The 24,982-nt window shown below is 45.6% G+C and carries 25 protein-coding genes; 15 read left to right on the plus strand and 10 right to left on the minus strand.

Annotated features, from left to right (window positions below):
• Window position 1: 1 nt before the first annotated feature.
• The gene (locus R7Z49_RS02975) at window positions 2–757 is read right to left on the minus strand and encodes a substrate-binding periplasmic protein (protein ID WP_005374490.1); all 756 of its coding nucleotides are present in this window, start codon (window positions 755–757) and stop codon (window positions 2–4) included.
• Window positions 758–825: 68 nt separating this feature from the next.
• Here R7Z49_RS02975 and R7Z49_RS02980 point away from each other — a divergent pair, with 68 nt between their 5' ends.
• From R7Z49_RS02980 to R7Z49_RS02990, 3 genes are all read left to right on the plus strand, one after another.
• On the plus strand, window positions 826–2,724 hold the full coding sequence (locus R7Z49_RS02980; protein WP_017633805.1) for an ATP-binding protein: 1,899 nt from the start codon (window positions 826–828) through the stop codon (window positions 2,722–2,724).
• Between the two features lie 100 nt (window positions 2,725–2,824).
• On the plus strand, window positions 2,825–3,034 hold the full coding sequence (locus R7Z49_RS02985) for a DUF3283 family protein (RefSeq protein WP_005374484.1): 210 nt from the start codon (window positions 2,825–2,827) through the stop codon (window positions 3,032–3,034).
• Between the two features lie 135 nt (window positions 3,035–3,169).
• On the plus strand, window positions 3,170–3,886 hold the full coding sequence (locus R7Z49_RS02990) for a YebC/PmpR family DNA-binding transcriptional regulator (RefSeq protein ID WP_005374482.1): 717 nt from the start codon (window positions 3,170–3,172) through the stop codon (window positions 3,884–3,886).
• Between the two features lie 73 nt (window positions 3,887–3,959).
• On the opposite strand, the gene rodA is transcribed toward R7Z49_RS02990, so the two are convergent.
• On the minus strand, window positions 3,960–5,042 hold the full coding sequence (gene rodA, locus R7Z49_RS02995) for a rod shape-determining protein RodA (RefSeq protein ID WP_318111314.1): 1,083 nt from the start codon (window positions 5,040–5,042) through the stop codon (window positions 3,960–3,962).
• A gap of 393 nt (window positions 5,043–5,435) precedes the next feature.
• Between rodA and R7Z49_RS03000 the strand changes: the two genes are divergently transcribed.
• The 8 genes from R7Z49_RS03000 (at window position 5,436) to R7Z49_RS03035 (ending at window position 12,772) form a co-directional block, all read left to right on the plus strand.
• Window positions 5,436–6,104, plus strand: coding sequence for a hypothetical protein (locus R7Z49_RS03000; protein ID WP_017189795.1), 669 nt, complete (start codon window positions 5,436–5,438; stop codon window positions 6,102–6,104).
• A 9-nt stretch (window positions 6,105–6,113) separates the two neighbouring features.
• Complete coding sequence (locus R7Z49_RS03005; RefSeq protein ID WP_005383201.1) at window positions 6,114–6,812, plus strand: ABC transporter ATP-binding protein; 699 nt, start codon at window positions 6,114–6,116, stop codon at window positions 6,810–6,812.
• Window positions 6,800–8,068, plus strand: a complete 1,269-nt coding sequence (locus tag R7Z49_RS03010; protein WP_258490011.1) for an ABC transporter permease — start codon at window positions 6,800–6,802, stop codon at window positions 8,066–8,068. Before R7Z49_RS03005 ends, R7Z49_RS03010 begins: the two co-directional genes overlap by 13 nt.
• Complete coding sequence (locus tag R7Z49_RS03015; protein ID WP_191116174.1) at window positions 8,061–8,846, plus strand: outer membrane lipoprotein-sorting protein; 786 nt, start codon at window positions 8,061–8,063, stop codon at window positions 8,844–8,846. The genes R7Z49_RS03010 and R7Z49_RS03015 overlap by 8 nt, the downstream gene beginning before the upstream one ends.
• A gap of 45 nt (window positions 8,847–8,891) precedes the next feature.
• Window positions 8,892–10,238: a hypothetical protein gene (locus R7Z49_RS03020; protein ID WP_318111315.1), complete on the plus strand. Its 1,347-nt coding sequence runs from the start codon at window positions 8,892–8,894 to the stop codon at window positions 10,236–10,238.
• Window positions 10,239–11,261, plus strand: a complete 1,023-nt coding sequence (locus R7Z49_RS03025) for a sensor histidine kinase (RefSeq protein WP_258490009.1) — start codon at window positions 10,239–10,241, stop codon at window positions 11,259–11,261.
• A 15-nt stretch (window positions 11,262–11,276) separates the two neighbouring features.
• The gene (locus tag R7Z49_RS03030) at window positions 11,277–12,068 is read left to right on the plus strand and encodes a LytR/AlgR family response regulator transcription factor (RefSeq protein WP_053303980.1); all 792 of its coding nucleotides are present in this window, start codon (window positions 11,277–11,279) and stop codon (window positions 12,066–12,068) included.
• Between the two features lie 68 nt (window positions 12,069–12,136).
• The gene (locus tag R7Z49_RS03035) at window positions 12,137–12,772 is read left to right on the plus strand and encodes a DUF2268 domain-containing putative Zn-dependent protease (RefSeq protein ID WP_115386890.1); all 636 of its coding nucleotides are present in this window, start codon (window positions 12,137–12,139) and stop codon (window positions 12,770–12,772) included.
• A gap of 117 nt (window positions 12,773–12,889) precedes the next feature.
• On the opposite strand, the gene R7Z49_RS03040 is transcribed toward R7Z49_RS03035, so the two are convergent.
• The 4 genes from R7Z49_RS03040 to R7Z49_RS03055 form a co-directional block, all read right to left on the minus strand.
• Window positions 12,890–13,384, minus strand: coding sequence for a peptidylprolyl isomerase (locus tag R7Z49_RS03040; RefSeq protein ID WP_005448882.1), 495 nt, complete (start codon window positions 13,382–13,384; stop codon window positions 12,890–12,892).
• Window positions 13,385–13,506: 122 nt separating this feature from the next.
• The gene (locus R7Z49_RS03045; RefSeq protein ID WP_258490008.1) at window positions 13,507–15,168 is read right to left on the minus strand and encodes a methyl-accepting chemotaxis protein; all 1,662 of its coding nucleotides are present in this window, start codon (window positions 15,166–15,168) and stop codon (window positions 13,507–13,509) included.
• A 175-nt stretch (window positions 15,169–15,343) separates the two neighbouring features.
• Window positions 15,344–15,730: a thiol-disulfide oxidoreductase DCC family protein gene (locus R7Z49_RS03050; RefSeq protein ID WP_054576513.1), complete on the minus strand. Its 387-nt coding sequence runs from the start codon at window positions 15,728–15,730 to the stop codon at window positions 15,344–15,346.
• A gap of 24 nt (window positions 15,731–15,754) precedes the next feature.
• A complete protein-coding gene (locus tag R7Z49_RS03055; protein WP_132936200.1) occupies window positions 15,755–16,549 on the minus strand; it encodes a DUF4344 domain-containing metallopeptidase in 795 nt (264 codons plus the stop codon).
• Window positions 16,550–17,410: 861 nt separating this feature from the next.
• Here R7Z49_RS03055 and gltS (R7Z49_RS03060) point away from each other — a divergent pair.
• A complete protein-coding gene (gene gltS / locus R7Z49_RS03060) occupies window positions 17,411–18,646 on the plus strand; it encodes a sodium/glutamate symporter (protein WP_005374448.1) in 1,236 nt (411 codons plus the stop codon).
• A gap of 101 nt (window positions 18,647–18,747) precedes the next feature.
• Here the strand turns inward: gltS (R7Z49_RS03060) and R7Z49_RS03065 are convergent, their stop codons facing one another.
• From R7Z49_RS03065 to R7Z49_RS03075, 3 genes are read right to left on the minus strand one after another with little or no spacing between them, the layout of a single operon-like run.
• Window positions 18,748–19,578 (minus strand): hypothetical protein, encoded by an 831-nt coding sequence (locus tag R7Z49_RS03065; RefSeq protein WP_213966445.1) that lies wholly within the window; start codon window positions 19,576–19,578, stop codon window positions 18,748–18,750.
• Window positions 19,578–20,435 (minus strand): ABC transporter ATP-binding protein, encoded by an 858-nt coding sequence (locus R7Z49_RS03070; RefSeq protein ID WP_005383221.1) that lies wholly within the window; start codon window positions 20,433–20,435, stop codon window positions 19,578–19,580. Before R7Z49_RS03070 ends, R7Z49_RS03065 begins: the two co-directional genes overlap by 1 nt.
• A complete protein-coding gene (locus R7Z49_RS03075) occupies window positions 20,432–20,803 on the minus strand; it encodes a GntR family transcriptional regulator (protein ID WP_005374444.1) in 372 nt (123 codons plus the stop codon). Before R7Z49_RS03075 ends, R7Z49_RS03070 begins: the two co-directional genes overlap by 4 nt.
• A gap of 413 nt (window positions 20,804–21,216) precedes the next feature.
• Between R7Z49_RS03075 and gltS (R7Z49_RS03080) the strand changes: the two genes are divergently transcribed.
• A complete protein-coding gene (gene gltS / locus R7Z49_RS03080; RefSeq protein ID WP_025768732.1) occupies window positions 21,217–22,443 on the plus strand; it encodes a sodium/glutamate symporter in 1,227 nt (408 codons plus the stop codon).
• 154 nt (window positions 22,444–22,597) lie between these two features.
• Window positions 22,598–23,464 (plus strand): hypothetical protein, encoded by an 867-nt coding sequence (locus R7Z49_RS03085; RefSeq protein ID WP_005374442.1) that lies wholly within the window; start codon window positions 22,598–22,600, stop codon window positions 23,462–23,464.
• 90 nt (window positions 23,465–23,554) lie between these two features.
• Here R7Z49_RS03085 and nagB read toward each other — a convergent pair whose 3' ends face one another.
• The gene (nagB, locus tag R7Z49_RS03090; RefSeq protein ID WP_005374441.1) at window positions 23,555–24,355 is read right to left on the minus strand and encodes a glucosamine-6-phosphate deaminase; all 801 of its coding nucleotides are present in this window, start codon (window positions 24,353–24,355) and stop codon (window positions 23,555–23,557) included.
• A gap of 374 nt (window positions 24,356–24,729) precedes the next feature.
• Between nagB and R7Z49_RS03095 the strand changes: the two genes are divergently transcribed.
• Complete coding sequence (locus R7Z49_RS03095) at window positions 24,730–24,981, plus strand: DUF3081 domain-containing protein (protein WP_005374440.1); 252 nt, start codon at window positions 24,730–24,732, stop codon at window positions 24,979–24,981.
• Window position 24,982 lies beyond the last annotated feature (1 nt).

The following is a 24,982-nucleotide window of genomic DNA, read 5'->3' on the forward strand; positions in this document are numbered from 1 at the left end:
TTCATTGATACTTTTGAATGATTTCATCAATTTCCCCTGAGGCTTTTAATTCAACGAGTCGTGTATTGATGTAATTTTGAGTTTCTGGTTGCATTTGAGGTGAAAAAGCCAGGTAGATTGAGTAGTCAGGAATAACCGAGCTGAAAGGCTGTATCTGAAAATTCTCTAACGGCAAATTGAGTCGCTTTAAGTTGTAAAGGACTCGGGATTCCATCTCGACAAAAGCTGTATCTCCAGGGGTTCGGCTTATCACTCGGTATGCGGCGTTGTAGTCTTTCACACGCATTTCATTGACACTGCCATTTTCAAAGAACGGTGTTAAATTTGGATAATCAAACCCCAGCAGTAATACAATAGAACGACCATGCATCGTATCCATATTTTTGAATTCTAAAGGCTTCTCGCTACTCGACACCAGTACATGTTTTACAGTGTAAATGGGCTCCTCAGATAAATTTTCCGATTGCACCTTGCCCCAGTTCGGGCTGCCATAAGTTAACCAGTTTGGCTCAGCGCCTTCTTCCAATATGGAAATCATGCGCTTAAATGGATAAGTGTGATAATTCACTTGGTAATCCGACTCCGCGAAGATAGCGCTGACGATATCGGTCACAATTCCGGAGTGCATTTGTCCCTGTTGTTCAATTTGAAATGGTCGAGCTTGTTCAGCAATGACGTAATAGTTCACTTGATTTGCGGTCACATGAGAACTTACAACAATTAAGCTAAAAGCCAATCTAAGTAGAAGTCTTTTCATCGTATCCTCGATTATTATTTGTGCGTAGCTATATTTAGAGTAGCGCAAGTTTATCGGAGCGGTTTCATATGGATGAAAAAGAGCGATCTCAACGTCGTTTTAGTATCGGCAACCAACTTATGTTGGCGGTATTAACGTTGAGTTTAATCTTTACGGTCATCATTTCTACAGTGAGCTTATATCGAGTTTTTCACGAAGATTTAGCCCATTTAGATGTTGAATTAAAGCAGGTTGAGTCTAGCTATTTATCGAGCTTTTCTGCGAGTTTGTGGGTAGAGGATAGGGAGCTGTTGCTGACACAAGCTCAAGGTGCAATGCGTATGCCCTCGGTGGACTACTTACGTATTGCTAGTGAAGACGAAGTTATCATTGAATTAGGTTCGGCGCTTTCTGAGGATGTTGTCGAGAGAAGCTGGCCGATGCAGTATCGGGTCGGCGATAAAACGTATGATCTCGCGATATTAACGGTTCAATCGGATCTTAGCGCGATATATGAAGATCTTTGGCAGCAGTTCTTTTTTCTACTTACGACAGAAGCGATCAAAATTCTTGTTCTCATCATTGGTGTTCTTTGGGTGGCGTTTCGCTTGTTGGTCAATCCGTTACAATTGCTGTCTGGTGCGGTGAGCGATTTTCGTGGCGGTACAGTGCCGAGTAAAGTGACTCTCCCTAAACGATGGTGCTTTGATGAAGTGAGTGTTTTGGCAGAGAAATACAACCGAAGTGTTGAGAAAGTGAAAGAGCACCAGACTGAGTTAGAGGCTGAACGCGATAGGGCAGAAGTCGCTAATCGTAAGAAAAGTGAGTTTCTTGCCACTATGAGTCATGAGATCCGCACACCGATGAATGGCATTATTGGTGTGTCGTCGTTGCTCAATGACACCGACCTCGATCCCCAGCAAAAAGAGTTTGTAGAGATCATTGACAGTTCTTCTCACTCACTAATGACGATCATCGACGACATTTTGGACTTCTCTAAAGTTGAAGCTGGCAAAGTAGAGCTGGAATACACGAGCTATGATCTTCGCGAGCTACTTGACGATGTCATCAGTTTACATAGTGTCAAAGCCAAGCAGAAAAACTTACAGCTGCTCAGCGATATTGATCCTCACTTGCCAATGGAAGTGCAAGGTGATGCCACACGATTGAAACAAGTTCTGAACAATTTGTTGAGCAACGCGATTAAATTTACCGAGCGCGGCCATGTGAAGCTTCTTGTAGCGTTATCTCGACTTGATGGAGAGACCGCTCATATCCGGTTTCGGGTTGTGGATTCTGGTATTGGTATTGCGAAAGAGCACCAACAAGCAATCTTCGAACGCTTCCAACAAGCTGATGGTAGTACCACCAGAAAGTATGGTGGGACAGGGCTTGGTTTGGCGATAGCTGCACAGTTGGTTAACTTGATGGGAGGGGAAATACAACTAACAAGTGAGCTTGGGCTGGGAAGCTGTTTTGAATTTTCGATTCCTGTTGCTGTAATAAATGCGCAATCGACCTATACCGACCAACTTAATGTATTAGATTTCCCGAAAGCGGAAGACAACGAAATCAGCCCTCAAGATAATGATAAACCTTGGGTATTGGTTGTTGAAGATACCATCGTCAATCAGAAGGTAGTTCGCATCATGTTAGAAAAACTGGGTGTGCGAGTGAGTGTTGCCAACCATGGCGAAGAAGCATTGCAGCTGTGTGATCAGCAGCCTTTCGATTTGATTTTTATGGACTGCCAAATGCCTGTGATGGATGGGTTTATTGCTACGGAGCGAATTCGAAAAATGGGAGAGTGGGGGAAACACGTTCCAATTATTGCGCTAAGTGCCAATGTCATTAAAGAGGATCAGCAACATTGCTTCGATGTTGGGATGAACGAGTTCGTGGCTAAACCCGTTACCAAGACTCGATTACAACAAATATTCGAACAGCATTTGCCAAAAGCACTGAAAATCAGCGCTGTGCCTAAATAGTTAACTTGAAATCGATCAAGTTAAGTGCGTTTCTATTCTGTAATTGTAACTCTGTGTGATATAGTGCCCGGCTAGTATTTAAAGTACCTTGAGGCTGTGAATGTCGTTTAATCTATCCCTATTGCCGCCTGACGAAAAAAACAAAATCGAACTGGATAAGCAGGCGTCGTTTTTGGTTTGGAAGCTCAGAGAGGCCAAATCTGGTCCTGAAGCAATAGAAGAACAGTTGTCCAAGATTAACGATGCTGATGAAAAGGCGTTTTTTCAGCAATCGGTCGAAAAGTACAAACGAGTAATGGGTGTCGCTTAACGCGAACCGTGGCAATGGTTCAATCCAATGTGACGAATGAGGTAACCTCCCTATTCCTTTGCTAAGCGAAATTGAAAAGGTTTCGCTTTTTGCTAAAATCCTTCGCATTAAATTTGAATTTAGAGAGACATCCCGATGGGAAGAAGTTTTGAAGTGCGCAAAGCCTCTATGGCGAAAACTGCAGGCGCGAAAATTAAAGTTTATTCCAAATACGGTAAAGAAATTTACATGTGCGCGAAAAACGGTGGTGGTGATCCAGACATGAACTTGTCTTTGAAACACCTGATCGCAAAAGCGAAAAAAGACCAAGTTCCTGCGCACGTTATCGATAAAGCGATCGACAAAGCGAACGGTGGCGGTGGTGAAGACTACACTCCTGCACGTTACGAAGGCTTCGGCCCTGGCGGTACTAGCGTTATCGTTGACTGTCTAACAGACAACGGCAACCGTACTTTCCAAGATGTACGCCAATGCTTTGTGAAAGTCGGTGCGAAAATTGGTGTTGAGGGCTCGGTTTCTCACATGTTCGACCACCAAGCGGTATTCCAGTTCAAAGGCGACGATGATGAAATCATCCTAGAAACGCTAATGATGGAAGACGTAGACGTTACTGACGTTGAGCTAGAAGACGGTGTTATCACTGTATTCGCACCTCACACTGAATTCTTCAAAACAAAAACTGCGCTTAACGGTGCATTCCCAGATCTAACGATCGATGTTGAAGAAATCACATTCGTTCCGCAAACTCATACGCCTGTATCGGGTGAAGATGCTGAGAAGTTCCAGAAATTCCTAGATCTTCTAGATGACTGTGATGATGTTCAGCAGGTTTACCACAACGCAGAGCTGTAATTAATTCGCTTATATCGTTGTAAAAAGGCTTCCTCAGGGAAGCCTTTTTTTGATCGCTTTTTCTCAAGCAGAGCTATGCGTTACGATATTTGGAATAACACAGCGACATGATTACACCAAAACAGATACCTTGAGTTAGCATCGCCGTGCCGCCATAGCTAAAGAAGGGAAGTGGGCTACCCATTACTGGCAACAAGCCACTCACCATGCCCGTATTGATAAAAGTATACAGAAAAAAGCTCATCGCTAATGCGCCACTTACCAGCCGACTAAAAAAGTGGTCAGACTGACATGCAAGCAACATAACGCGTGCAGTAATAAACAAGTACAATGCGAGTAAGACTAAACTGCCAACAAAGCCCCATTCTTCCGCATAGGTCGAAAAAATAAAGTCCGTATGACTTTCTGGAATAAAGCCAAGTGTTCCCTGCGTTGCATTCATCCAACCTTTGCCTTTCATACCGCCTGAGCCAATCGCAATCAAAGATTGGATGATTTGGTAGCCCGAACCCAGTGGATCGGACTCAGGGTGCAAGAACTGTGTTACACGGCTCTTTTGATAGGTTTCCATAACGAAGAACCATAAAATAGGTGTTAACGTTAAAATGCTCGCAATAAACCCGCAGATTATTTTCCAGCTCATGCCAGCCAAAAACAAAACGAACAATGCATAAATGATGGTAAAAACTGCACCGTCTAAGTCCGGTTGTAGCGCGATTAACCCAGCAGGAATCATTGTAATAAGTAAGCAAAACGCAATTTTCCGACTGTCTGGTCGACCTCCTTCAATATGCAGCATCCAGGCGATCATGATTGGAATGGAAAGTTTGATTAGCTCAGACGGTTGAAAGCGGAAGAAGCCGATATCGAGCCAACGTTGAGAGCCATTGGTGCTATCACCAAATAAAGCGACAGCAAGTAGCAGAGCAACCGCAATAATGTAGAGATATGGAGCTGAGCGCTGATAGCTGGACGCTGGAATCGAGGACATGACCAAGATACAAACTAATGTCAGTCCGCAGCGCGCCAAATGTTTGAAGAGCATCGCCTCATTAAAGCTACTGGCACTCCAGAGAGTGAGCGAACTTAACAGCATGATCGGAATGATCGCCATTAGCAGTGGCAAATCAACTCTTGGGAAATAACGCTTATTCATTTTCAACGACCTAATAACGCACCTATTTTGAGTGCGAAAACAACTAAAACTCGAAGAGTTCAAACTATTCCGATGCTAAGAATCTCGATTCGGAAACAACAGACACCATGCAAAGGTGTGTAAGAAAGGAGAGTGCGACACTGTCTGTTATGGGTAGTTGTGAGATGGATAAATACACTAGCCTCAGATTTTAAGCTAGTGTTTTTATTGTGACTGCCGTAAAAATGTAGCGTTACGAATGAGCGGAATTGTATTTTCTGTTTAAGTGAATGTCATTCATCCTCTCTCAATACCATTCACTCTGCATAACTGCCATTGGTCGCATGCAAAAGCAGCGTGCGACCTTCTCCCTTAATCTGAAACCATCAAATCACGTTCAACTAAGGACAGTACATGATGGTTTCTCAATCTCGCTCAATCAAAGCTCTTAAACTGGCAAGTACGTTTATCGCCGCATTTGCACTTAGCAGCAATCTGGCTCTGGCTAATCCAAGTGAGCGCACACTCAGTCAATTCAACCAAGCAGCGCAAGGTGACTCTGGCTTAGTTGATACCGTTTACGGCGAATTATCCAAACAACTCGAAGAGCAAGGCGCAACGCCGGTGACCTTGGTTTACTTGGGCAGTGCGGAGACGTTGCAAGGTCGTGAGGCGTTTATGCCTTGGAACAAGATGAAGTTCACCGAGCGCGGTCTTGCCACTATCCAAAAAGGTTTGGATTTAATGGCGAATCAGCCAGTTCCACTGCAAGAGCAACAGCGCTTACAAGGCTTGCCGGAATACCAATTAGCCACCGCCATGGCAGCTACTACGTTTACCTCTCTGCCAGACATGTTCAATCACTTTGAGCGTGGCTACGAGCTGTACCTTTCTCTGCTCGATGAACCGAGTTTTAGTCAGCAACCTTTCGCCGCAACGTCTTGGATTTATCGCTACGCCATTGAAGCAGCACTAAGAGCTGAAGATGTTCAACAAGCCAAAACATGGTTGGCGCAAATGGAGCAGTTAGGTGATAGCAATCTAGAAACGCAAACCGCAAAAGCGTTGTTAGCGAAATATTAGGGAGGCGCCATGATCGTATTTAATCAACTTAGCCGTGATTACGCCCTTGGTAGCCAAACGGTACGTGCATTGCGAGACGTGTCTGGTGAAGTGTTTTCCGGCGAAATGGTGGCATTATGCGGACCGTCTGGCTCAGGCAAAAGCACCTTACTTAACGTGCTTGGCATGCTGGATACTCAATACCAAGGTCAGGTGACATTTGCAGGCAGCCCATACCCAACCGGACAAATGCAAGCGGCGAAAATGCGCCGCGAAAAGCTTGGCTTTGTGTTCCAAAAATTCAATCTTGTGCCCGTGATGACGGCGCTAGAGAACGTGGCGTATCCGCTGCATCTCAACGGCTTTTCAAAAGCAGAACAAACCGAGCTCGCCACACAAATGCTAGAACACGTTGGCTTGGGCGAGTTTATTCATCACATGCCCGATAACTTGTCGGGAGGTCAGCAGCAGCGTGTGGCAATTGCTCGTGCGTTAGTACACAAACCGGCGTTGGTGATTGCCGATGAACCCACTGCAAGCCTTGATAGCCAAACTGCCAATAAGGTCATCGATATCATGAAAGGGCTCGGACACGAGCTTGGCACCACTTTTATCGTCGCCACACACGACCCTCGTATGGCATCTCGCTGCGATCGAACCATTGAGTTGGTGGATGGCAAAATCACCCAAACGCACGCAAGTGTGGAGGAGGTTTCATGGGCAAGCTAATTCCCGTTTCGGTTCGCCTTGCTTGGTTGAACCTGCAACGCAATCGCCGTCGCAGTTTGTTGTCGATGTTGATCATTGCCATTGCCGTGTTTGCGTTAACCAGTGCGGGCGGTTTTGGTCTGTACACCTACGACAGTTTGAAAGAGTCGACAGCGCGTGACACGGGGCATCTGACGTTAACCACACCGGGTTACTTCGCCAAAGAAGAAGAGATGCCACTGAGTAACGGTTTAACTCATGCAGACGACATTACCAAGCAATTGATTGGGTTGAATGAAGTGCGAGGTGTGCAACCACGAGTTGAGTTCAGTGGTTTGATTTCCAACGGTAACAAATCATCTATCTTTATTGGCATTGGCGTGAACGAACGTGAATTCGATATGAAAGGACCGTTTTTGGATGTGCGCGAAGGGCAGACGCTGTCCAACATTCATGCATCGCGTTATGACCCAGCGGAGCCAGAAGTGATGCTCGGTGTTGATTTGGCGAACAACCTAAGCGTGCACGTTGGCGACTGGATTACCTTGCTGGCGACCACTACCGACGGCGCATTGAACGCGTATGACTTCAAAGTTCGTGGCATCTATTCAACAGGCGTGCCTGAGCTTGATAAACGCCAGCTTTACGTGCACATCAACAGCGCACAATCGTTGTTGGGCTCAGACAAAGTCAGCGCGTTATCGGTCTTCCTGTTCGACACCAGTTTAACGAGCCAAGTCGAGCAACAAGTGGCTTCGGTTCTGAGTAAGCAAAAGCAGAACTTTGGCGAGCAAGATATTGAGATCACGCCTTGGCAAGAACGTGCGTTCTTCTATCTCAAAGTGAAAGATTTGTACGACCGTATCTTCGGCATCATGGGCGCAGTAATGGCACTGGTGGTATTTGTCGCGCTGTTTAACACCATGACCATGTCGGTCACGGAACGCACCCGTGAAATCGGCACCTTGTCAGCACTTGGTAGCTACCCTCGCGAAATCATTGCTGGGTTCTTGCGCGAAGCAGGGTTGCTTGCGGTTATTGGCAGCTTAATTGGCGCTTTGTTTACTGGGTTAGTTACCGTCTTACTGATGGTCGTGGATGTGCAAATGCCGCCACCGCCAGGACGCACAGAAGGTTACCCATTAACGATTTACTTCTCTTGGGAGCTGGTGGCTGTCGCAGGATTCGCAGTATTGATGATTTGTTTGGTTGCGGCGTTTTTCTCGGCGCGCAAAGGGGTGAACAAGCCAATTACGGAGGCACTGATTTATGTTTAATTTCAAATCACTATTACCAATTGCATTGCTGACGGCAAGCGGCGTTGTAAGCATGAATGCCAGTGCGAATGAAACAGCGTTAGATGCACAGCAAGTCGCGCAATTGATTGAAAAAGCCGACAGCTACCGCTTGCAAGATGATTCCTCCAAAGTGGTGTCACTGGTGCGCTTATATCAAGACCAAGAATTAGATAAAACTCGCCTTTACCACGTGTACACGCGTCCAAATCGTGAATCGCTGGTGGTATTCAAATCGGCGGTTGAAGCAGGGCAAAAGATGTTGATGATGGGCGACAACTATTGGCTACAAATGCCGAAGAGCCGCCGTCCGATTCGCATTACGCCAATGCAAAAGCTGCTTGGTGAAGCGTCTATCGGCGACATCTCAACGCTGACGTGGAGCCAAGATTATCAAGGTGAATGGAAAGCGACAGAAACCGTTTCGGTAAACGGGGAAAGTGTCGCGGCTTATCACCTTGCTTTAACCGCGAAAACCAAAGGGGCGAGCTATCAGAAGATCGACTTGTGGTTGTCTGAGCAAGATGCGTTTCCAATTAAAGCTGATCTTTACTTGCGCTCTGGCAAACTCGCCAAGCAAGCGCAATACGGACGTGCAACTGACAACGGTGAAGACTACGTCAGTGAGATGACCTTGCTCGATAGCATTCAGCCGAGCAAAAAGACCGTTATCGAGTATCAAGAAATCGTGCCTTGGCAACTGGATAACAAGTTCTACAACCCAAGCTATCTGCCTAAAGCCAATACGACTCAGCTTTAGCCTGAACTCCGTAAATAGAACCATGAAAACGAGCAAGGAAGTTACATGAAATCGCACCAGCCTAACCTTAACAAAAGCACCAGTTTGTTGATTGCTGCCTCATTGTGTGTGGGCGCGTCAGCCCCTGCTTTTGCCAATGATGAACTGAGTTTTGAGTGGGATTGGGCTGTCAGTTACGAAACGGTCAAGCAGCGTGATAGCGCATTTATGCAGGCGCAGAGCAGTTCTCGTGATTCACTTAATGCACTGTTGGATGTGCAGGTGAATTATCAGAACTTCAGTGGTTTGTTCGCTCTGTATAGCCAAGGTTTGTACCTCAATCAACAAGGTGAGAGTGACTGGTGGAGTGAAGCTGATAACCAGTTGCTGATTAGAGAGCTGGCTTGGCTAGGGGAATGGCAAGTCGGTGATACCACTCTGGATGTGAGTTTAGGTAAGTTGCGTGTGGATTGGGGCGTCGGTTATGGCTACCGACATTTGGATCTGTTTAAGCCTTATCGACAAAACCCTGTTGGCTTAGTCGCAGAAGAGGGGGCGGGTGTGTTTTCACTTTCACACTATGATATGGCCGGCGAGTGGACCGTCATTGCGACCGATTCAAGCTGGGGGCAACAAAACCAAAGTGCACTTGATCAAGCCGCAGAGCAACAAGGTATTGGTATTCGTCGTTATGCGCTGGTGGGTGACACAGAATATCAGCTGATTGGTTATTACGATGATGTGCGCCGAGGTTTGCTTGGCGCCAGTGCCATTGCGGTGTGGGATGAATCCATCGCCATGCACGGAGCAATGCTGTGGCAAAAGCAAAGTGTCGGCTATCAGTTTCAGCAGGATGATCTCTACCAACCTGTTTCGGTTGAGGAGCAGGGCTGCGCATTCCAAGCCTTAGTTGGGGTGAACTGGGCAAACCAAGCCGGACACAACGTGATTGCTGAATATTGGTACGACAGCCGAGCATGGTCGAAAAGCGAATGGCAACAAGCAATAGAGCGTGGCGAATTACTCTCTCAGATCCCTGAACCTAACAACTCTCTGTTGGCTAGCAGCGCTCTACTTGCGACAAGCTATGCCCAAGGGTTTCAGCATGCCAATATCGTTCAGCATAACGTAATGCTGCACTGGAGTTGGGATGTGGAAGCGTGGGCTGCATGGAACGGTAAAGCGGATATGGGCTGGCTAAGTGATGTAACCCCTACGTTGGATGTGATGTTGTCGCCACAAGATGGTGGTGTGATTATCACGCAGTGGCTTAACTACCAATGGATTGATAATGGTGATCAAAGTGTAGAAGTGGAAGTTGCCGCACGCTTTTTAACCGGAGACGACCAATCTGCTTACGCACAAATCAATGATAAGCATATGATTGTATTTAACATCAAAGGGAAATTCTAAATGTGTTCAGCAAAATCAGTGGTGAAAAGTGGATGGCCGCGTAGCTTATTAGTGACCACGGCATTTTGTCTCTTTATCGCAGCAATGACGCTCTCGGTTTGGGGCGGTCCATTTTACATTCATGTGGCGGTTAGCTTTGGATTTGGCTATTCGGCTATCTTCTTCTCATGGTTGATTGACCGTTTATTTCCAACCATCCCACGTATAATAGAAGTGGTGTGTTCGCTTGTTGCCTGTTTATTGTTTGGGGTGATTAATGCGCAATTTTGGCTCGGAGAGTATTTTGGTATCTCCGATATGATCCCTGTTGGCTTAATGGGATTACTGTTTAGCGGTATGTGTTATTTCTATTTTTACTCGCGTGAGAAAGAGGCGGTTGCTCAACGAGAGTTGGAAGCCATCAAGCGCGAGAAAGCAGAGCAAGATCGTGCGCTCTTGCTGAGTCAGCTTAAGCAGATGCAAAGCCAGATTGAACCGCATTTTCTATTCAATACCTTGGCGAATATCAGCGCGCTCATGTCGCAAGATGTCGATAAAGCCAAGCTGATGCTAGAACAGTTGACCGCGCTGCTGCGAGCAACGCTAAAAAGCTCACGCGAAGAACACACCACCATAGACAATGAAACGGCGTTACTTGAGGCTTACTTAAGCATCCAACAAACCCGTTTGGGTGACCGACTCAGCTACAAGATTGAGGTTGAAGAGGGACTAGGCAGAACCGAGTTACCGCCGATGATGCTCCAACCTTTAATCGAAAACGCCATCATCCATGGTATTGAACCGAAGCGAGAAGGTGGCGAAGTCAGCTTACTCATTAAGCGCGAACAACAGAACTTGAAGATTGAAGTCAGAGACACAGGTGTTGGCTTGAATCACGTGAGTGGGCACATGGGGTCTGGCGTGGGTCTAAGTAATCTCAAGCAGCGAGTTGAAGCTTTGTTCGCAGGTCAAGGAGAGGTTTCTATCAGTGAGTCTGCTCAGGGTGGCGTTTGTGTTCGCTTGCGCTGGCCAATGGAATCGTAATCAAGGAAGAAAGGAATGAATACAGGGTTTACTGCCATTATTGCTGATGATGAACCGTTATTGAGGCGTCATCTTGATAAAAGCCTAGCTGAAGTGTGGCCAGAGCTAGAGGTGATAGCCAAAGTCGCCGATGGTGAACAAGCGTTGCAAGCCATTGAGCAAAGTCAACCTGATATTGCGTTTCTCGATATTCGTATGCCAGTTTTGGATGGTATGACATTAGCGCAAAAACTCAATCAACTCGCCAATCCACCTTTGATTGTGTTTGTCACAGCGTACGATGATTACGCCATCAAAGCTTTTGAGCAAAATGCCGCCGATTATTTGCTCAAGCCTATCTCGGATGAGCGCCTCCTGACGACGTGTGAAAGAGTGAAAGCACGCCTTGCTAAGCGAGAGCAAGAAAGCAGTAATGTGCAGATGAGCAGCCTGTTAGAGCAGTTGCAGCAATTATCCGCGCCACAAACGCCGCAATATCTTCAGTGGATCAAAGCGACGCAAGGGGAAGACATTCATCTGATCGCCACGTCTGATGTGTTGTATTTCAAAGCGGAAGAAAAATACGTTTCTGTGTATGCCCAACAAGGACAAGGCAAAGTGCAGGAGTATTTGATTCGCACATCGTTGAAAGAGTTGATAGGGCAGCTTAACCCAGAACAGTTCTGGCAAGTACACCGTTCAAGCGTTGTGCAAGTGTGCAAAATTAGCAAAGTAAACAAAGACTTTGCTGGAAGAATGTTTGTTCACGTTGGAGAAACTAAGCTTCCGGTGAGTCGTGCATCTCAAAGTTTGTTCAAAGGGATGTAATCGCTAGAACTGCTCACTCTTTACACTGTAAACTCGCTGCTCTTAACCCACATTATCAAGGAAGATAAATGAGTTATCGCGTAACCCTGTTAAATGCGACGGGAGAACTGTCTCCAATCTCTGAGTATTTGCATCAGAAACTTGATGATCTGAGCTCACAACTTTCTAGTTACTTTGATTTGAGTAACATTGACCTCACCATTAGCCCGTTTGATCGCAATGACGTACCGCAGACGGGGATTGGTGGCTATTGCTTAAGTGCCTATCGTGTAGAGATTCTGCTTGATACTCAACGTACTGATATTAAAAACGTTATTGAGAAAGAACTAGCTGCGGTGTTAGCGCATGAGTTGCATCACCTGTTCCGTATGCGAGCGGGAGAAAGTGGCGTTGCACTTGGTGATGTACTAATTATGGAAGGGTTAGCTTGTCACTTCGAACGTAAGGTGAATGGCGGCGTCACTCCGAGTTTGTTTGAGCAAATCAAAGATCAAGATTGGCGCCCTTTCTACGCTGAAATGAAAGACAAGCTGACCAGCCTAGATTACAACTTCGATGCTTACTTTCTTGGCAGCGATGAAAGCCGCTGGCCGAAATACATGGGGTATTGGGTTGGGTACAACCTTGTTGTTGAATATCTGGCTGATTTTCAAGGCTCCGAGCTTGATTTAGTCGGAGCAAAAGCCGAGCTTTTCTATCAATAACTCTGGCACAAGCCAAACTAATCGGCTGAGTCATAAAAACAAAAAGCGCCTAAGTCATCAGACGTTAGGCGCTTTCTTCGTTTTATAGCGACGGTTTCTCCGAAGAGGCGAATGGGCTTATTCGCTGACTGTCACTTTCTCAATAATGATTGGATCGCATGGCACATCATCGTGACCAAGTTTAGAGGTCGTTTTCACTTTCGCGATGCGGTTTACGACATCCATACCCGCGGTCACTTTACCAAACACGGCGTAGCCCCAGCCTAGGTTGGTAGTAGCGGTGTGGTCTAGGAAATCATTGTCTTCCAAGTTAATGAAGAATTGTGCTGTTGCAGAGTGCGGTGCATCGGTTCGTGCCATTGCGATAGTGCCAACAAGGTTCTTAAGACCACGGTTTGCTTCGTTCGCGATTGGTGCGCGCGTTGGCTTTTCTGCCATGTCTTCGGTGTGACCGCCACCTTGAATCATAAAGCCATCGATAACGCGGTGGAAAATGGTGCCGTTGTAGAAGCCATCTTCACAGTATTTTTTGAAGTTCTTTGAGCTAACTGGCGCTCGTTCTAGGTTCAGTTCAATCTCGATGTCACCGAAATTGGTGGTCATAATAATCATCTGGTTTTGCCCTTGTAGGTGCTAAGTTGGCGGCATTATAGCTAAGTCGTATGAGGATAGCAGAAATAAAAACAGCGACGTTTTGGCGTCGCTGTTTGCATGGTGAATGGGTGAGGAAAGCTTTAAACCGTAAAGCGGCCGACCAAGTCGTACAGCTCGTTAGCTTTGTGGTTAAGGTTGCCACTGCCTGCTCGGTTTTGGTTGGCAAGGTGCGCCGATTGGCTGCTTTGTTGAGAGATGACTTCGATGCGTTGTGAAATCTCTTGCCCAACTTGGCTTTGCTCTTCAGTTGCCGTTGCGATCAGGGTGTTCATGTCCATGATGTTAGCAATCGCGGCTTGGATTTCTTGCAGTGCGGCAGAGGCTGCTCGTGCTTCCTCAACGGTTGCTTCACCACGCGCTTGGCTTGAACCCATGGCTTTCACTGCTGCATCCGAGCCAGACTTCAACTGCTCAATCATTTGGTGAATTTCGCCTGTGCTGTCTTGAGTGCGACTCGCCAGTTTACGGACCTCATCGGCAACGACTGCGAAGCCGCGACCTTGTTCGCCTGCACGGGCTGCTTCAATGGCTGCGTTTAGTGCCAATAGGTTGGTTTGCTCGGCGATGTCTTGAATCACTTCTAGCGAAGAAGAGATGTTTTGTACATCGCTCTCTAAACGAGAAATCACTGTGCTGGCTTCCGATACTTCTAGAGCGAGCGCTTCGACAGAGTTTGCTGCGGAATCAACAATGTGTTTCGCTTGCTGTGAATTTTCATCGGCGTCTTTGGCGGATTGCGCCGCTTGGTTAGCGTTGCTGGAAATCTCGTGCGCCGTTGCTGTCATCTCGGTCATTGCCGCTGCGACTTGTTCGGTCTCTTCACGCTGACCAGAAGCCAATTCGTCCACTTGCGATGCTCGCTGTGACATGTCGTTGGTTTCTGAAACCACTTCTTGCCCTACGTGGCTCACGCTCTTGATGATGCCTTGCAGGCTTTCAACAAAGATATTGAAGTTACGGCTCAACTGAGTGAATTCCGGCACGCTTGATTCTTCCATGCGCGCGGTTAAGTCTGCATCGCCTTGCGCGAAAGAGTGAATTGAAGCATCAAACTGCTCGATAGGCTTCATGATGCTGCGGTTAACAAACACCGCGAAGACCGCTACGATGGCTGCAATCGAAACACAGAACAGAGCAATAGCCGTCAGTGTGGTGTTGAGGGCCTGATGCGCGGCTTCTTCCATGTTTGCCACAATGGCGTCGATATCGTCCGTGTAGAAGCCTGTACCCAACATTAAATCCCATTCAGGAATAAAGACCGAGTAGCTCAATTTCGGTAGTGCTTCGTTCTGACCGAGTTTCGGGAAGTAATAAGTCGTGAACTCACCAGTTTTGGAATTTTTGATCAAATCCTGAATCAGGTAATTGCCTTTCTTGTCCTGCAAGTTATAGAAGTTTTCCCCGATGCCTTTGGTGTTTTTACCCACCACGACACGAACGCCTTTTGAATCATAACCAAAGATGTAGCCGGATTGACCAAACTCTAGTTGTTTCAAGATAGGCAGAGCCTCTTCCAGTGGGGCATTTTGTGCGAGTAGCGGCTCGACAGCGGAACGCGCCATTTGTACGTAGCTTTTGAGTTCGGCTTTTTTCATCTCCATCATTCGACTTCGAGTTTGCTCAATCTCGTGCTCGTTGTAGGCCGTGGTTTGTACGTAGGTGAACCACATCATGCCTATTGCCATAGTTAGAATTGGAATTATTGAAAGGATATATAGTCGTTTTCTGATCGTCAGATTCATAGAGACGTCCTTCTCTCGGCGCAGCGTTACAAGTGACAAGCTGAATAAGCTTGCCTGATAAAAGTGTTAATACTTATTGTTGTAATGCTTAGAGATTAACCGAGTTACTCAATCAGAAGTACTGGAAATTTGTAAATCTAGACGAAGGTCGTAGCATTTTTAAGCGGGATCACAATTAACGTGAACACGACCCACTATTGCAACGAGAAGTCCCTGTTAACCAATATGAGACGCGATACCTATTCTTTGCGAATTTGAGGTAAAGCCAGTCAGCAACAGGTTTAACGAGGCGCCAACGCAGTGGAGCGTAGAGCCAACCGCGACCAACTAATTGCCACGCACGATGAGTCACGTCCAACCCAAGCAGAAGCTCCCCCTTTTCGTTGAGGGCGTGCAAAATGGTGTTGGCTTGTTCAGGATCGATCTGCGGATAATCTGCGAATGCATCACTATAGATATCGACGGTTTTGATGTGCTGCTTGGAATCGCGTTGTTTTAGCGCCTTCATCTCTTTGGCACAAAGCGGGCAGGTTCCGTCATAAAATATGGTGAGTTTTGTCATTGCGGTTTTCTTATTTGAGATTTTCTAATCGCTTTTACGTGGCGAATTTTCTTTTGGTTCATTGTTTTGCAAGTAATGCAGCCAATTGTCGCGAATGTTGCCGTAATTGAATTGGCAGAACTCTTTGCGATCACGCAGGTAGTCTTTTTCTACTTCATCGAGTAAGGCTTTGTATTGCTCAGGATCACTACCGTACACCAGACATAACGTTGAAAAGTAACGCTGCAAATCAAAGCTGTGTTCGTCAATGTACTCGCCAAAATCGTAGTAGTCCGGTCTGTCGTCGGATTCGAATGCGAACATGTCGGCGGCGCTAATGGCCATATCTGCGCCATCTTCTAGGAAGTCAATCATTAAAATAGTGGCAAAATTATCGACCGCATCTTCTTCTTTTCCGAGAACAGGGATGCTTTGATCTTCGATGTAAGCATGTCCAGCTTCATGAAGTAAAGTGTGCAATAACGTATCTAGCGCCCCTGTTTTTGGGGATTTTCCGAAGCGTTCTTCATACTGATTATTGGAGAAGTAATTGAGCGACTCCAAATAAAAAGTGTAAGGAACGTATATTGTGTGTGTATCAGGATCATACATTGGACCATCTTCTCCGCCGTAAACCAGCGTGAGAGCTTTATCAAATGGAAAGTAGGCCTGAGACAGCTCAACAAAGATGGTGTTTACATCGCTGCTTTGAATCGATTGTTGGGCGATTTTTTCATGAGTTGTTTCTATGGGAGAATATTGAATACGAATGTTTTCAGATGCTGTAGCTGATGAGACGACGCTGAGTAATAGCGCAGGGCAAAGCGAATGAATGTTCATGTGGGACTCTTGTTATTGAATAACTTGTATAAAAAATTATACATGTTTTTGTCTGATGCATAGTTGGGGTTGTACTCATAGCCAAAGTCGGGACGTCGGTCTCGAAAAGCAATCATGATAACATCGCATATTTCGGCTGCTTGGTTCTCTAGGGCGTTTATCAAGACCTCTTGGATAAGAACGGCGGTGAAGTTATTAGCTATGCATCGTTTTCTAAGAAGCTTACTGAGTAACTGTGCTTCGATCTTTATCTGTGAAAATGATAATAGGCAGTTAATCATTGCAATGTTTAACCATGGGGTTGGTGAATGTCACTGAATTGAAGAAAATTATCAGCGATATGTTATAATCCTGCTCCGTTGTGACGAAAACGTTTGTTGCAGCCTGAGAGTTTCCTTGGATTCGGCTCGTTTATACACCATGAGCCAGAGTTGAAAAGCTACGACAGGAACAGGCAAACCCAATTGTTTTGAACGCGCTCTCGGCGTTTAGCGGTTACAACGGGAAGGAACTTTGTTTGATAGTAATTGACACATTCTGTTTAAGTAAGGGAGCCCGAAGTGGTTCAGAAAGTGTCACCCAGAATTTACTCACAACACAACACCCCAAGCGATAACGCACAGGTATTGCGAGGGGCCATTTGAAGGAGCTGTATCAGCTCCTTTCACATTTAAGGGCTTGCTAACAGCGTAAAAACTGACACATCGCTTAAGGAGCGCCCCTTAAACTAGCCTAAGGCGCATCTACACCAACTTTTTGAGTATTTTCGAAACAATAAAGCGAGAAAATTTGCTATTGAACGAAGGTTAAACTAACACTCATTCATTACGGAGAATGAAGAGAACAATAATAAGAGGCGATATGAATCATTTAATATCTGTAGGTGCACTGGAGTCCTTCTTGGTCGCAATCAGTGTGCTTTTCCTGGGGCATTTTATTAATGCTAAGCTACCGATTTTAAAGAAATTCAACATACCTGAGCCGATTGTAGGTGGTCTTATTGTAGCCTGCATGATTACTGCTCTTCATTTCAACGGCATCGATTTAGAGTTCGACTTGCCATTACAAAATACGTTTATGTTAATGTTTTTTGCGACAGTTGGTTTGGCCGCAAATTACACTCAGTTGATGAAAGGAGGTGCGAAGGTTTTTATCTTCTTAGCTGTCGCATCGTTTTACATCATCATACAAAACGGCGTTGGCGTTTCACTTGCGGCGGCGCTCGGTTTAGATCCTTTGATGGGGTTAATTGCTGGCTCGATTACTCTGTCAGGTGGTCATGGTACAGGTGCTGCGTGGTCACAAACCTTTCAAGACGTGTATGGATTGGATAACGTCTTAGAAATTGCAATGGCATCAGCGACTTTTGGTTTGATCATCGGCGGTATCATTGGTAGCCCTGTAGCGCAGCGTCTGGTGGAAAAGAACAGCATAGAGTCTGAGTATGGTCGTGGTGGTCGAGATGCCAAAACTCACGAGAAATTCCCGGAGTTGGTGACTTACAATGAATACGAAGAAGATAAAGTAACGGCGAAAAAAGTTGTGGAGAAACTCTTCTTCCTACTGATCTGTGTTACTGGGGCCAAGTATGTCGAGCAATGGGTAAGCACGTATGAAATCTCATGGCTGATGATTCCAGACTTCGTATATGCGCTATTCATTGGTGTGATCATTACGAATTTCTTGGAAGTGACCAAGATTCGTAAGTTAGATGCCGAAACGGTCGATATGTTAGGTACGGTATCGCTATCTCTGTTCCTAGCGATGGCTCTGATGAGCTTGAAGTTATGGAATATCTTTGATCTAGCGATTCCATTCTTGGTTATTTTAGCTGTGCAGTCTGTCGTCTTAGCTATCTTTACGTACTATGTTACGTTCAAAGTGATGGGAAGCAACTACGATGCTGCGGTTATTGCAGGGGGGCACTGCGGTTTTGGCTTGGGTGCAACCCCAACAGCCGTAATGAACATGGGTTCAATCGTTAACCGATTTGGCCCGTCGCCGCAGGCATTTATGGTGGTGCCAATTGTGGGGGCTTTCTTTATCGACATCGTTAACTTAATCATTTTACAAGGTTACATTTCATTCCTTGGTTAAATTTAAGTTCATGATCTCCTAAGGTCGAAATAAAAACGGTCACAACACAGGTTGTGACCGTTTTTTTATGGCTCGATTTTGGCCGTTTATCGGACGACGGATTATTGAATGGTTCGGCTGAACTTGAGGCTAGCTGTCCAACCAAGAATACCAATGAAGGCGTAAATGCCAACGTTTAACCAACCCGCTTGAGGAATGGTATTGAATGGGTTTGGTGTAATAATGGCGTGCAGCGGAAGGTAAAGCACTTCGGAGAAAAAGTGATCTAGCCCGTAGTAACCAAAAAGTGCGATAGGCATCCAACGTAGCGCATAAATGGCGATAAACAAAATGACCAGTGGTGAGTTCACTTTTTGTGAAATAGCCATCGCAGTTAATGCCAGCGGTAACAGCAGAATACCGGCGAACAACATTCTGATTAAAAACTCTCCCCAATGCAGCAGCACGTAACCTAACGAGGCTTGGCGGTACAATAAAGCCAATTGGTGATCAGTAGAGATGTTCAGCAACCACAACATTAAATTTGCAGCGAGTACGAGCACCGAGCAGACGAGCGGAATCACCAATAAGCCAAACCCTAGCTTCACTAAATGGGTTTTTATGTCACTGACAGGCATACTGCGCCAAAACATAATGCTGCCTTCCGCCCGTTCTTTGCGTAGCGTTCTTGGGAAGTACTGAACGGCTAACAAGATAGACAGCAGCCCTGCTCCTCCGGTAATCAACATATTGACGTCATCACCAAGCTCTTTGTGAATGTCACTGACATCGCCACCAAAGCTCATTTGGAAAAACATATTGTGTTGTAGAGTATCGTTACTCATTAAACTCACAAAGAGAATAACTCCACACGCCAACACAAACAGTGGAATACGTAAAACAAGAGGGTTTTCTAACCACTCTTTTTGCAACATCGCGACAACTGAACGCATTACGCTGCCTCCTTCTGCAATGCTAAAAATAGATCCGCTAACTTCACCCCATGGATGGAACCCATTGTTTCTGCTTGTTGGGCATACTGGGCTTTGAGTAACCATTTCGTTGAACCGAGGCCTTTTTGTGACGAGAGTGGGTTCATCGCTTCAATTTGTGTGCGGTGCTCGTCGTTGGCTTCAAGAATGAAATAGTCTTCACTGATACTGTCCATCGAGGTTTGCAGAACGGGGCGACCATGCTTAAGAATCAGAACATCTGTCAGCAAGTGCTCAATCTCTGATACTTCATGACTGGCGATGATCAACACGCGCTCGCCGTCGTGAAACCATTCCAATAAGTGACGATAAAACGTCTCGCGATACACGAGATCTAACCCGAGTGTCGGTTCATCCAATATGAGGATTTGGGTGTTGGTCGCGATCACAATCGCGAGGTGTAATTGCACCTTCATCCCTTTGGATAAAGATTTGATGCGCGCACGAGGTTTGATGTCCGTTTGACGAAGTAGCGTATCTGCTTGGGCGCGATTGAACCCTGGATGCACGCCCTCGGTATAGTTAAGCAGTTGAGCAACGGTCATCCAATCTGGCAGAACGTTGACATCCGAGATGTAGGATAAGCTCTGCATTATCTTGTCGCGTTGCATAATGGGTTCAAATCCGTTGATACGAATAGTGCCCTGATATTCATGTGCACCGAGTAGGGCATTAATAAGCGTTGATTTACCTGCGCCATTATGGCCGAGTAAGCCAAGTACTTGTCCTGCATGTAGGTCGAAACTCACTTCATGCAGTGCTTCTCCTTGTTGCTGATATTGCTTGGATACGTTGTTTACACTGACTAATGCGCTCATTGGTCACCTTTCAAGTGTGGTTTTAGTTGTTGAATGAATTCGTCGAGTGACATATCCAGACGCTGTATTGTGTCGGCTATCTGCGGAATTTGTTGCTGAAGAAAACGTGCCTTCTCGTCTGCGAGTAATTTGAGCTTTGCTCCTGAAGCGACAAACATACCTTGACCGCGTTTTTTCTCCACTAGCCCGTCATCAACAAGCAATTGATAGCCTTTCATAACGGTGAGGTGGTTAATTTTCATATCTGCAGAGATGCTACGGACGGAGGGCAGAGCATCGCCTTCTTGCCAGACACCTTGCAGTATTTGCTGCGTGATCTGGTCTGCCAACTGTCGAAATATCGGTTGGCGATCATGCCAATTAGTCATGAGTGAATCTCTTGGTTGAGATGGTGTTATATATATGTATAACACCTAGTGCATTAGAGAGAAAGTAATAATTTAAAACCTAGTGTATCCGCCTGTCTCATTCGCTCTAAATATCCACCTATGTGGTCGTTGTTTTGAGGTTTTGTTTAATATGGAAATTAATTGCTTCTCATAAGTTGAGAAGTGTTGTTTTTCTCTTCCCATCAATACACTTATCGCCTGTTCTAAATGAATATTCTCACTGAATGATAATTAGCATAATTTTAGGTCTGCCTATTTCTTACTTGATGAGAATCAATGGTCAAAGAGGCCTAGAAAACAAAAGTTTCGAGAGGCAATCTGACTGGCTTAGGCACCTATCTCACGTTGAGCGCGTGCTCAATGAATGAGAAAGAGTAGAGTAAAGAGGTCTCATGAATCAGGTAATATCTATCGGCCCACAGGAGTCGTTCCTCGTCGCAATTTGCGTGTTGTTTTTAGGGCAGTTCATCAATACCAAGTTACCAACCTTAAAAAAATTTAATATTCCAGAGCCAATTGTTGGTGGTCTAGTGGTCGCTTGCGTCATCACGACGATGCACTTAAACGGTGTGGATGTTTCCTTTGATTTACCACTTCAAAACGTCTTTATGCTGATGTTTTTTGCAACCGTTGGCTTAGCGGCAAATTACACCCAACTGATTAAAGGCGGTGCGAAGGTTTTCATCTTCCTAGTTGTGGCATCGGTCTACATTCTTATCCAAAATGCGGTCGGCGTGTCCTTAGCAACAGCGTTGGGGTTAGATCCACTCATGGGGTTGATCGCCGGATCCATTACGCTTTCTGGCGGACATGGAACTGGAGCTGCGTGGTCGCAAACTTTTCAAGAAATGTATGGTTTGCATAATGTTCTAGAGGTGGCAATGGCTTCTGCTACATTTGGCTTGGTGATGGGCGGGATTATTGGCAGCCCTGTTGCACAAAAGCTACTAAACAAACACAACTTGGAATCGGAATACGGACGCACCAATCAAAGTCATCAGAGTTTCCCTGAACTGGTGACGTACAACGAACATGAGGAAGATCGTGTCACAGCGAAAAGAGTCGTTGAAAGCTTGTCCATCATTCTACTTTGCGTGACAGGCGCGAAGTATCTCGAGAGTTGGGTAAGCAGTTTTGACATCAAGTGGTTAATGATTCCCGATTTTGTTTATGCGCTGTTTATTGGTGTTGTTATCACTAACATCATGGAAGTGACGAAGGCGCGCAAGGTTGATTTAGAAACCGTTGATATTCTTGGCACGGTTGCACTATCTCTATTTCTTGCCATGGCCTTGATGAGTTTGAAATTGTGGAATATTTTCGATCTTGCGATCCCATTCCTTATTATTCTTGCTATTCAGTCGGCAGTGTTGGCGATGTTCACTTACTACGTAACATTCCGCATGATGGGAGGCAACTACGATGCGGCGGTGATCGCTAGCGGACACTGCGGTTTTGGGTTAGGTGCTACACCGACTGCGGTCATGAATATGGGCTCCATCGTGAGTCGATATGGTCCATCACCACAAGCATTTATGGTGGTTCCAATTGTCGGTGCATTCTTCATCGATATTGTGAATTTAGTGATTTTGCAAGGATGCATCGCTTTTATTAAATAACATTCGCTTTTTTACCGAAATAACAAAGCCAGCACCTATACGCTGGCTTTGCTATTTGTAACACGAAATCTTGTTTGCCTGACTTCAAGCCGTGAAATCAATGCGTTACTATGACGACATAGTGTTCAATTTTGCAGCAGCATGAGGTACCCACATGTCTGAAAAAATATCGACGTCGGCATTAGCGAAAATGCGCAAGGTAGAAGCTAAGCTGCTGTTTGCCGATCTCAAACGTGCAGGCTACATCGTTCGCCAAGATGAAAAGTGGATTTTGACCGAAGAAGGGGCAAAGTTTGGCGGTGAGTATGTGGATCACCCTAAATTTGGCCAGTTCATCGTCTGGCCGACCAACTTACATATTGAGCTGACTCCCAGCTCAGGGAAAACATTGAGCGCGACACAACTGGGTGAAAAGCTGAAATTGAATGCGAAGCGCATGAATCAGCTTTTGAGTGAACTGGGTTGGTTGACCAAATCCGAAGAGGGATGGAGTGTCACTGAAGCTGGTGTGCGCGCTGGTGGACAGCAAAGAACCGATAAAGAAACACAAAATACCTTTGTCGTATGGCACGATGTGGTGCTGCGTAACAAGCGTCTTAAGCAGTCTGTCATTGAGTTTTTAGGGCAAGACGCGGAGTCACATTCTACGGATAAATCGTACTCAAGCTTTCGCCAAAAATTTGAAGCCAAGCACCGAACATTAGATGGGCATTACGTGCGCTCTAAGGGGGAGTTGCTCATCGACAACTGGCTGTACTTGGCTGGTGTTGTGCACGCTTATGAGCGTCAGTTGCCGATTGACCAAGATGTCACTAGCGATTTTTACTTACCAGGCGGTAAAGTCTATTTGCAATTTTGGGGAAGTGACGATGGGGAGATGGCTCAGGCCGACCGTGAGACCATTCGTACTGTTTATGAGCAGCATCATTTCAACCTTATCGAAGTCGAACCGAGTGAACTAGACAAGTTGGATGAAGTGCTTCCTAAGCGTCTTCGTCAGTTTGGTATTAAAGCTTATTGACGACTTAAGCCCGCTGTTCAGATAAGAAAAAACCCGTGTTCAACACGGGTTTTGTATTTTTAGTGTGTTTCTAGGCTGCCATCCTATGGGTTAAAAGCCTTTGATGTTTTCTGCTTCTAGCTCAGAGAAGTACTTCACTGTCTTCACTTTCAGTTCTTGTTGAGCTGGTTCGTCGCATACGATCACCGCTTTAGGGTGAAGTTGAAGAGCAGAAACTGTCCATAGGTGGTTTACACAACCTTCCACGGCTGCTTCAAGTGCCTGAGCTTTGTTATGGCCAGTGACCAAGATCATCACTTCTTCTGAGTCTAGAAGCGTACCAACACCGATAGTCAGCGCGTATTTAGGCACTTGGTTGATATCGCCGTCAAAGAAGCGAGAGTTCGCAATGCGAGTGTCTTCAGTGAGGGTCTTGATGCGAGTACGAGAAGAAAGAGATGACGCTGGCTCGTTGAACGCGATGTGACCGTCGTTACCCACGCCGCCCATGAACAGGTTGATCTTGCCGTAAGACTTAATTTTGTCTTCGTAACGCTTACATTCTGCGTCGTGATCGTCTGTGTTACCGTTCAGTAGGTTGATATTTTCTTCTTGAATATCAATGTGATTAAAGAAGTTGTTGTACATGAACGAGCGGTAAGATTCTGGGTGATCCGCAGGGATGCCAATGTACTCATCCATGTTAAAAGTCACGACGTTTTTGAAGCTGACTTCGCCGGCTTGGTAAAGCTCGATTAGGGCTTTGTAGGTTGCTAGAGGAGTGCCACCAGTTGGTAGACCCAGAACGAATGGACGCTCAGCAGTAGGTTTAAAGTCGTTGATACGCTTAGCGATATGCGCAGCTGCCCACTTACCTACTTGTGCTGCTCGAGTTAACGGGATAAGTCTCATTTTGTGCCCCTAGTTATTGGAATTGACGATGTACTGAAACATTAATTCGCATTATAAAATAAGTAGTGGCGAACTGCTATTGTTTTAGGTCAAAATTTTGCTTTTTCTTTAACCAATGTTGGTTTTGTCGACGATTTTTATATCTAAATGCTTTTATAAGACGATTTTTTACAAAGAAATTGCATTATGAAACTGACGAATCAATAGATAAAATTTATGATCTAAATTAAGTTCTGCCTTCGCACTTAACCTTGTTTTTTAACAACCTACAGAGTGCGAAATCGCACACGAACTTCAAATATTATGGGTTAGATATGGCATGGCGCTCATTCTTTAACCATAATTGAAATGTGTAAACCAGTGAGGAATTCGGTATGAAAAATGAGTTAGATCCGAGCAAAGTACTACAGGCTTACGAATGTGTGATGAACAACGGTACGCCAACCGAATTTGGTAAAATGTATGAAGGTGTAGAAGCGTTTTCTGACTACGATGGGTACAACGTTTTCTTGAGAGGAAATGGTGTTGAGCTAAAAATTGGCTTCCACAACACCTATCACTTGGAATATGACCAAGAGCATTTGAAAGAGAGCTTTCTGAAAAAGATTGCGACGCTCGCCAAGTAAA

It is taken from the genome of Vibrio sp. 1562 (genome assembly GCF_033340155.1).
GTDB classification, from domain to species: Bacteria; Pseudomonadota; Gammaproteobacteria; order Enterobacterales; family Vibrionaceae; genus Vibrio; species Vibrio alginolyticus.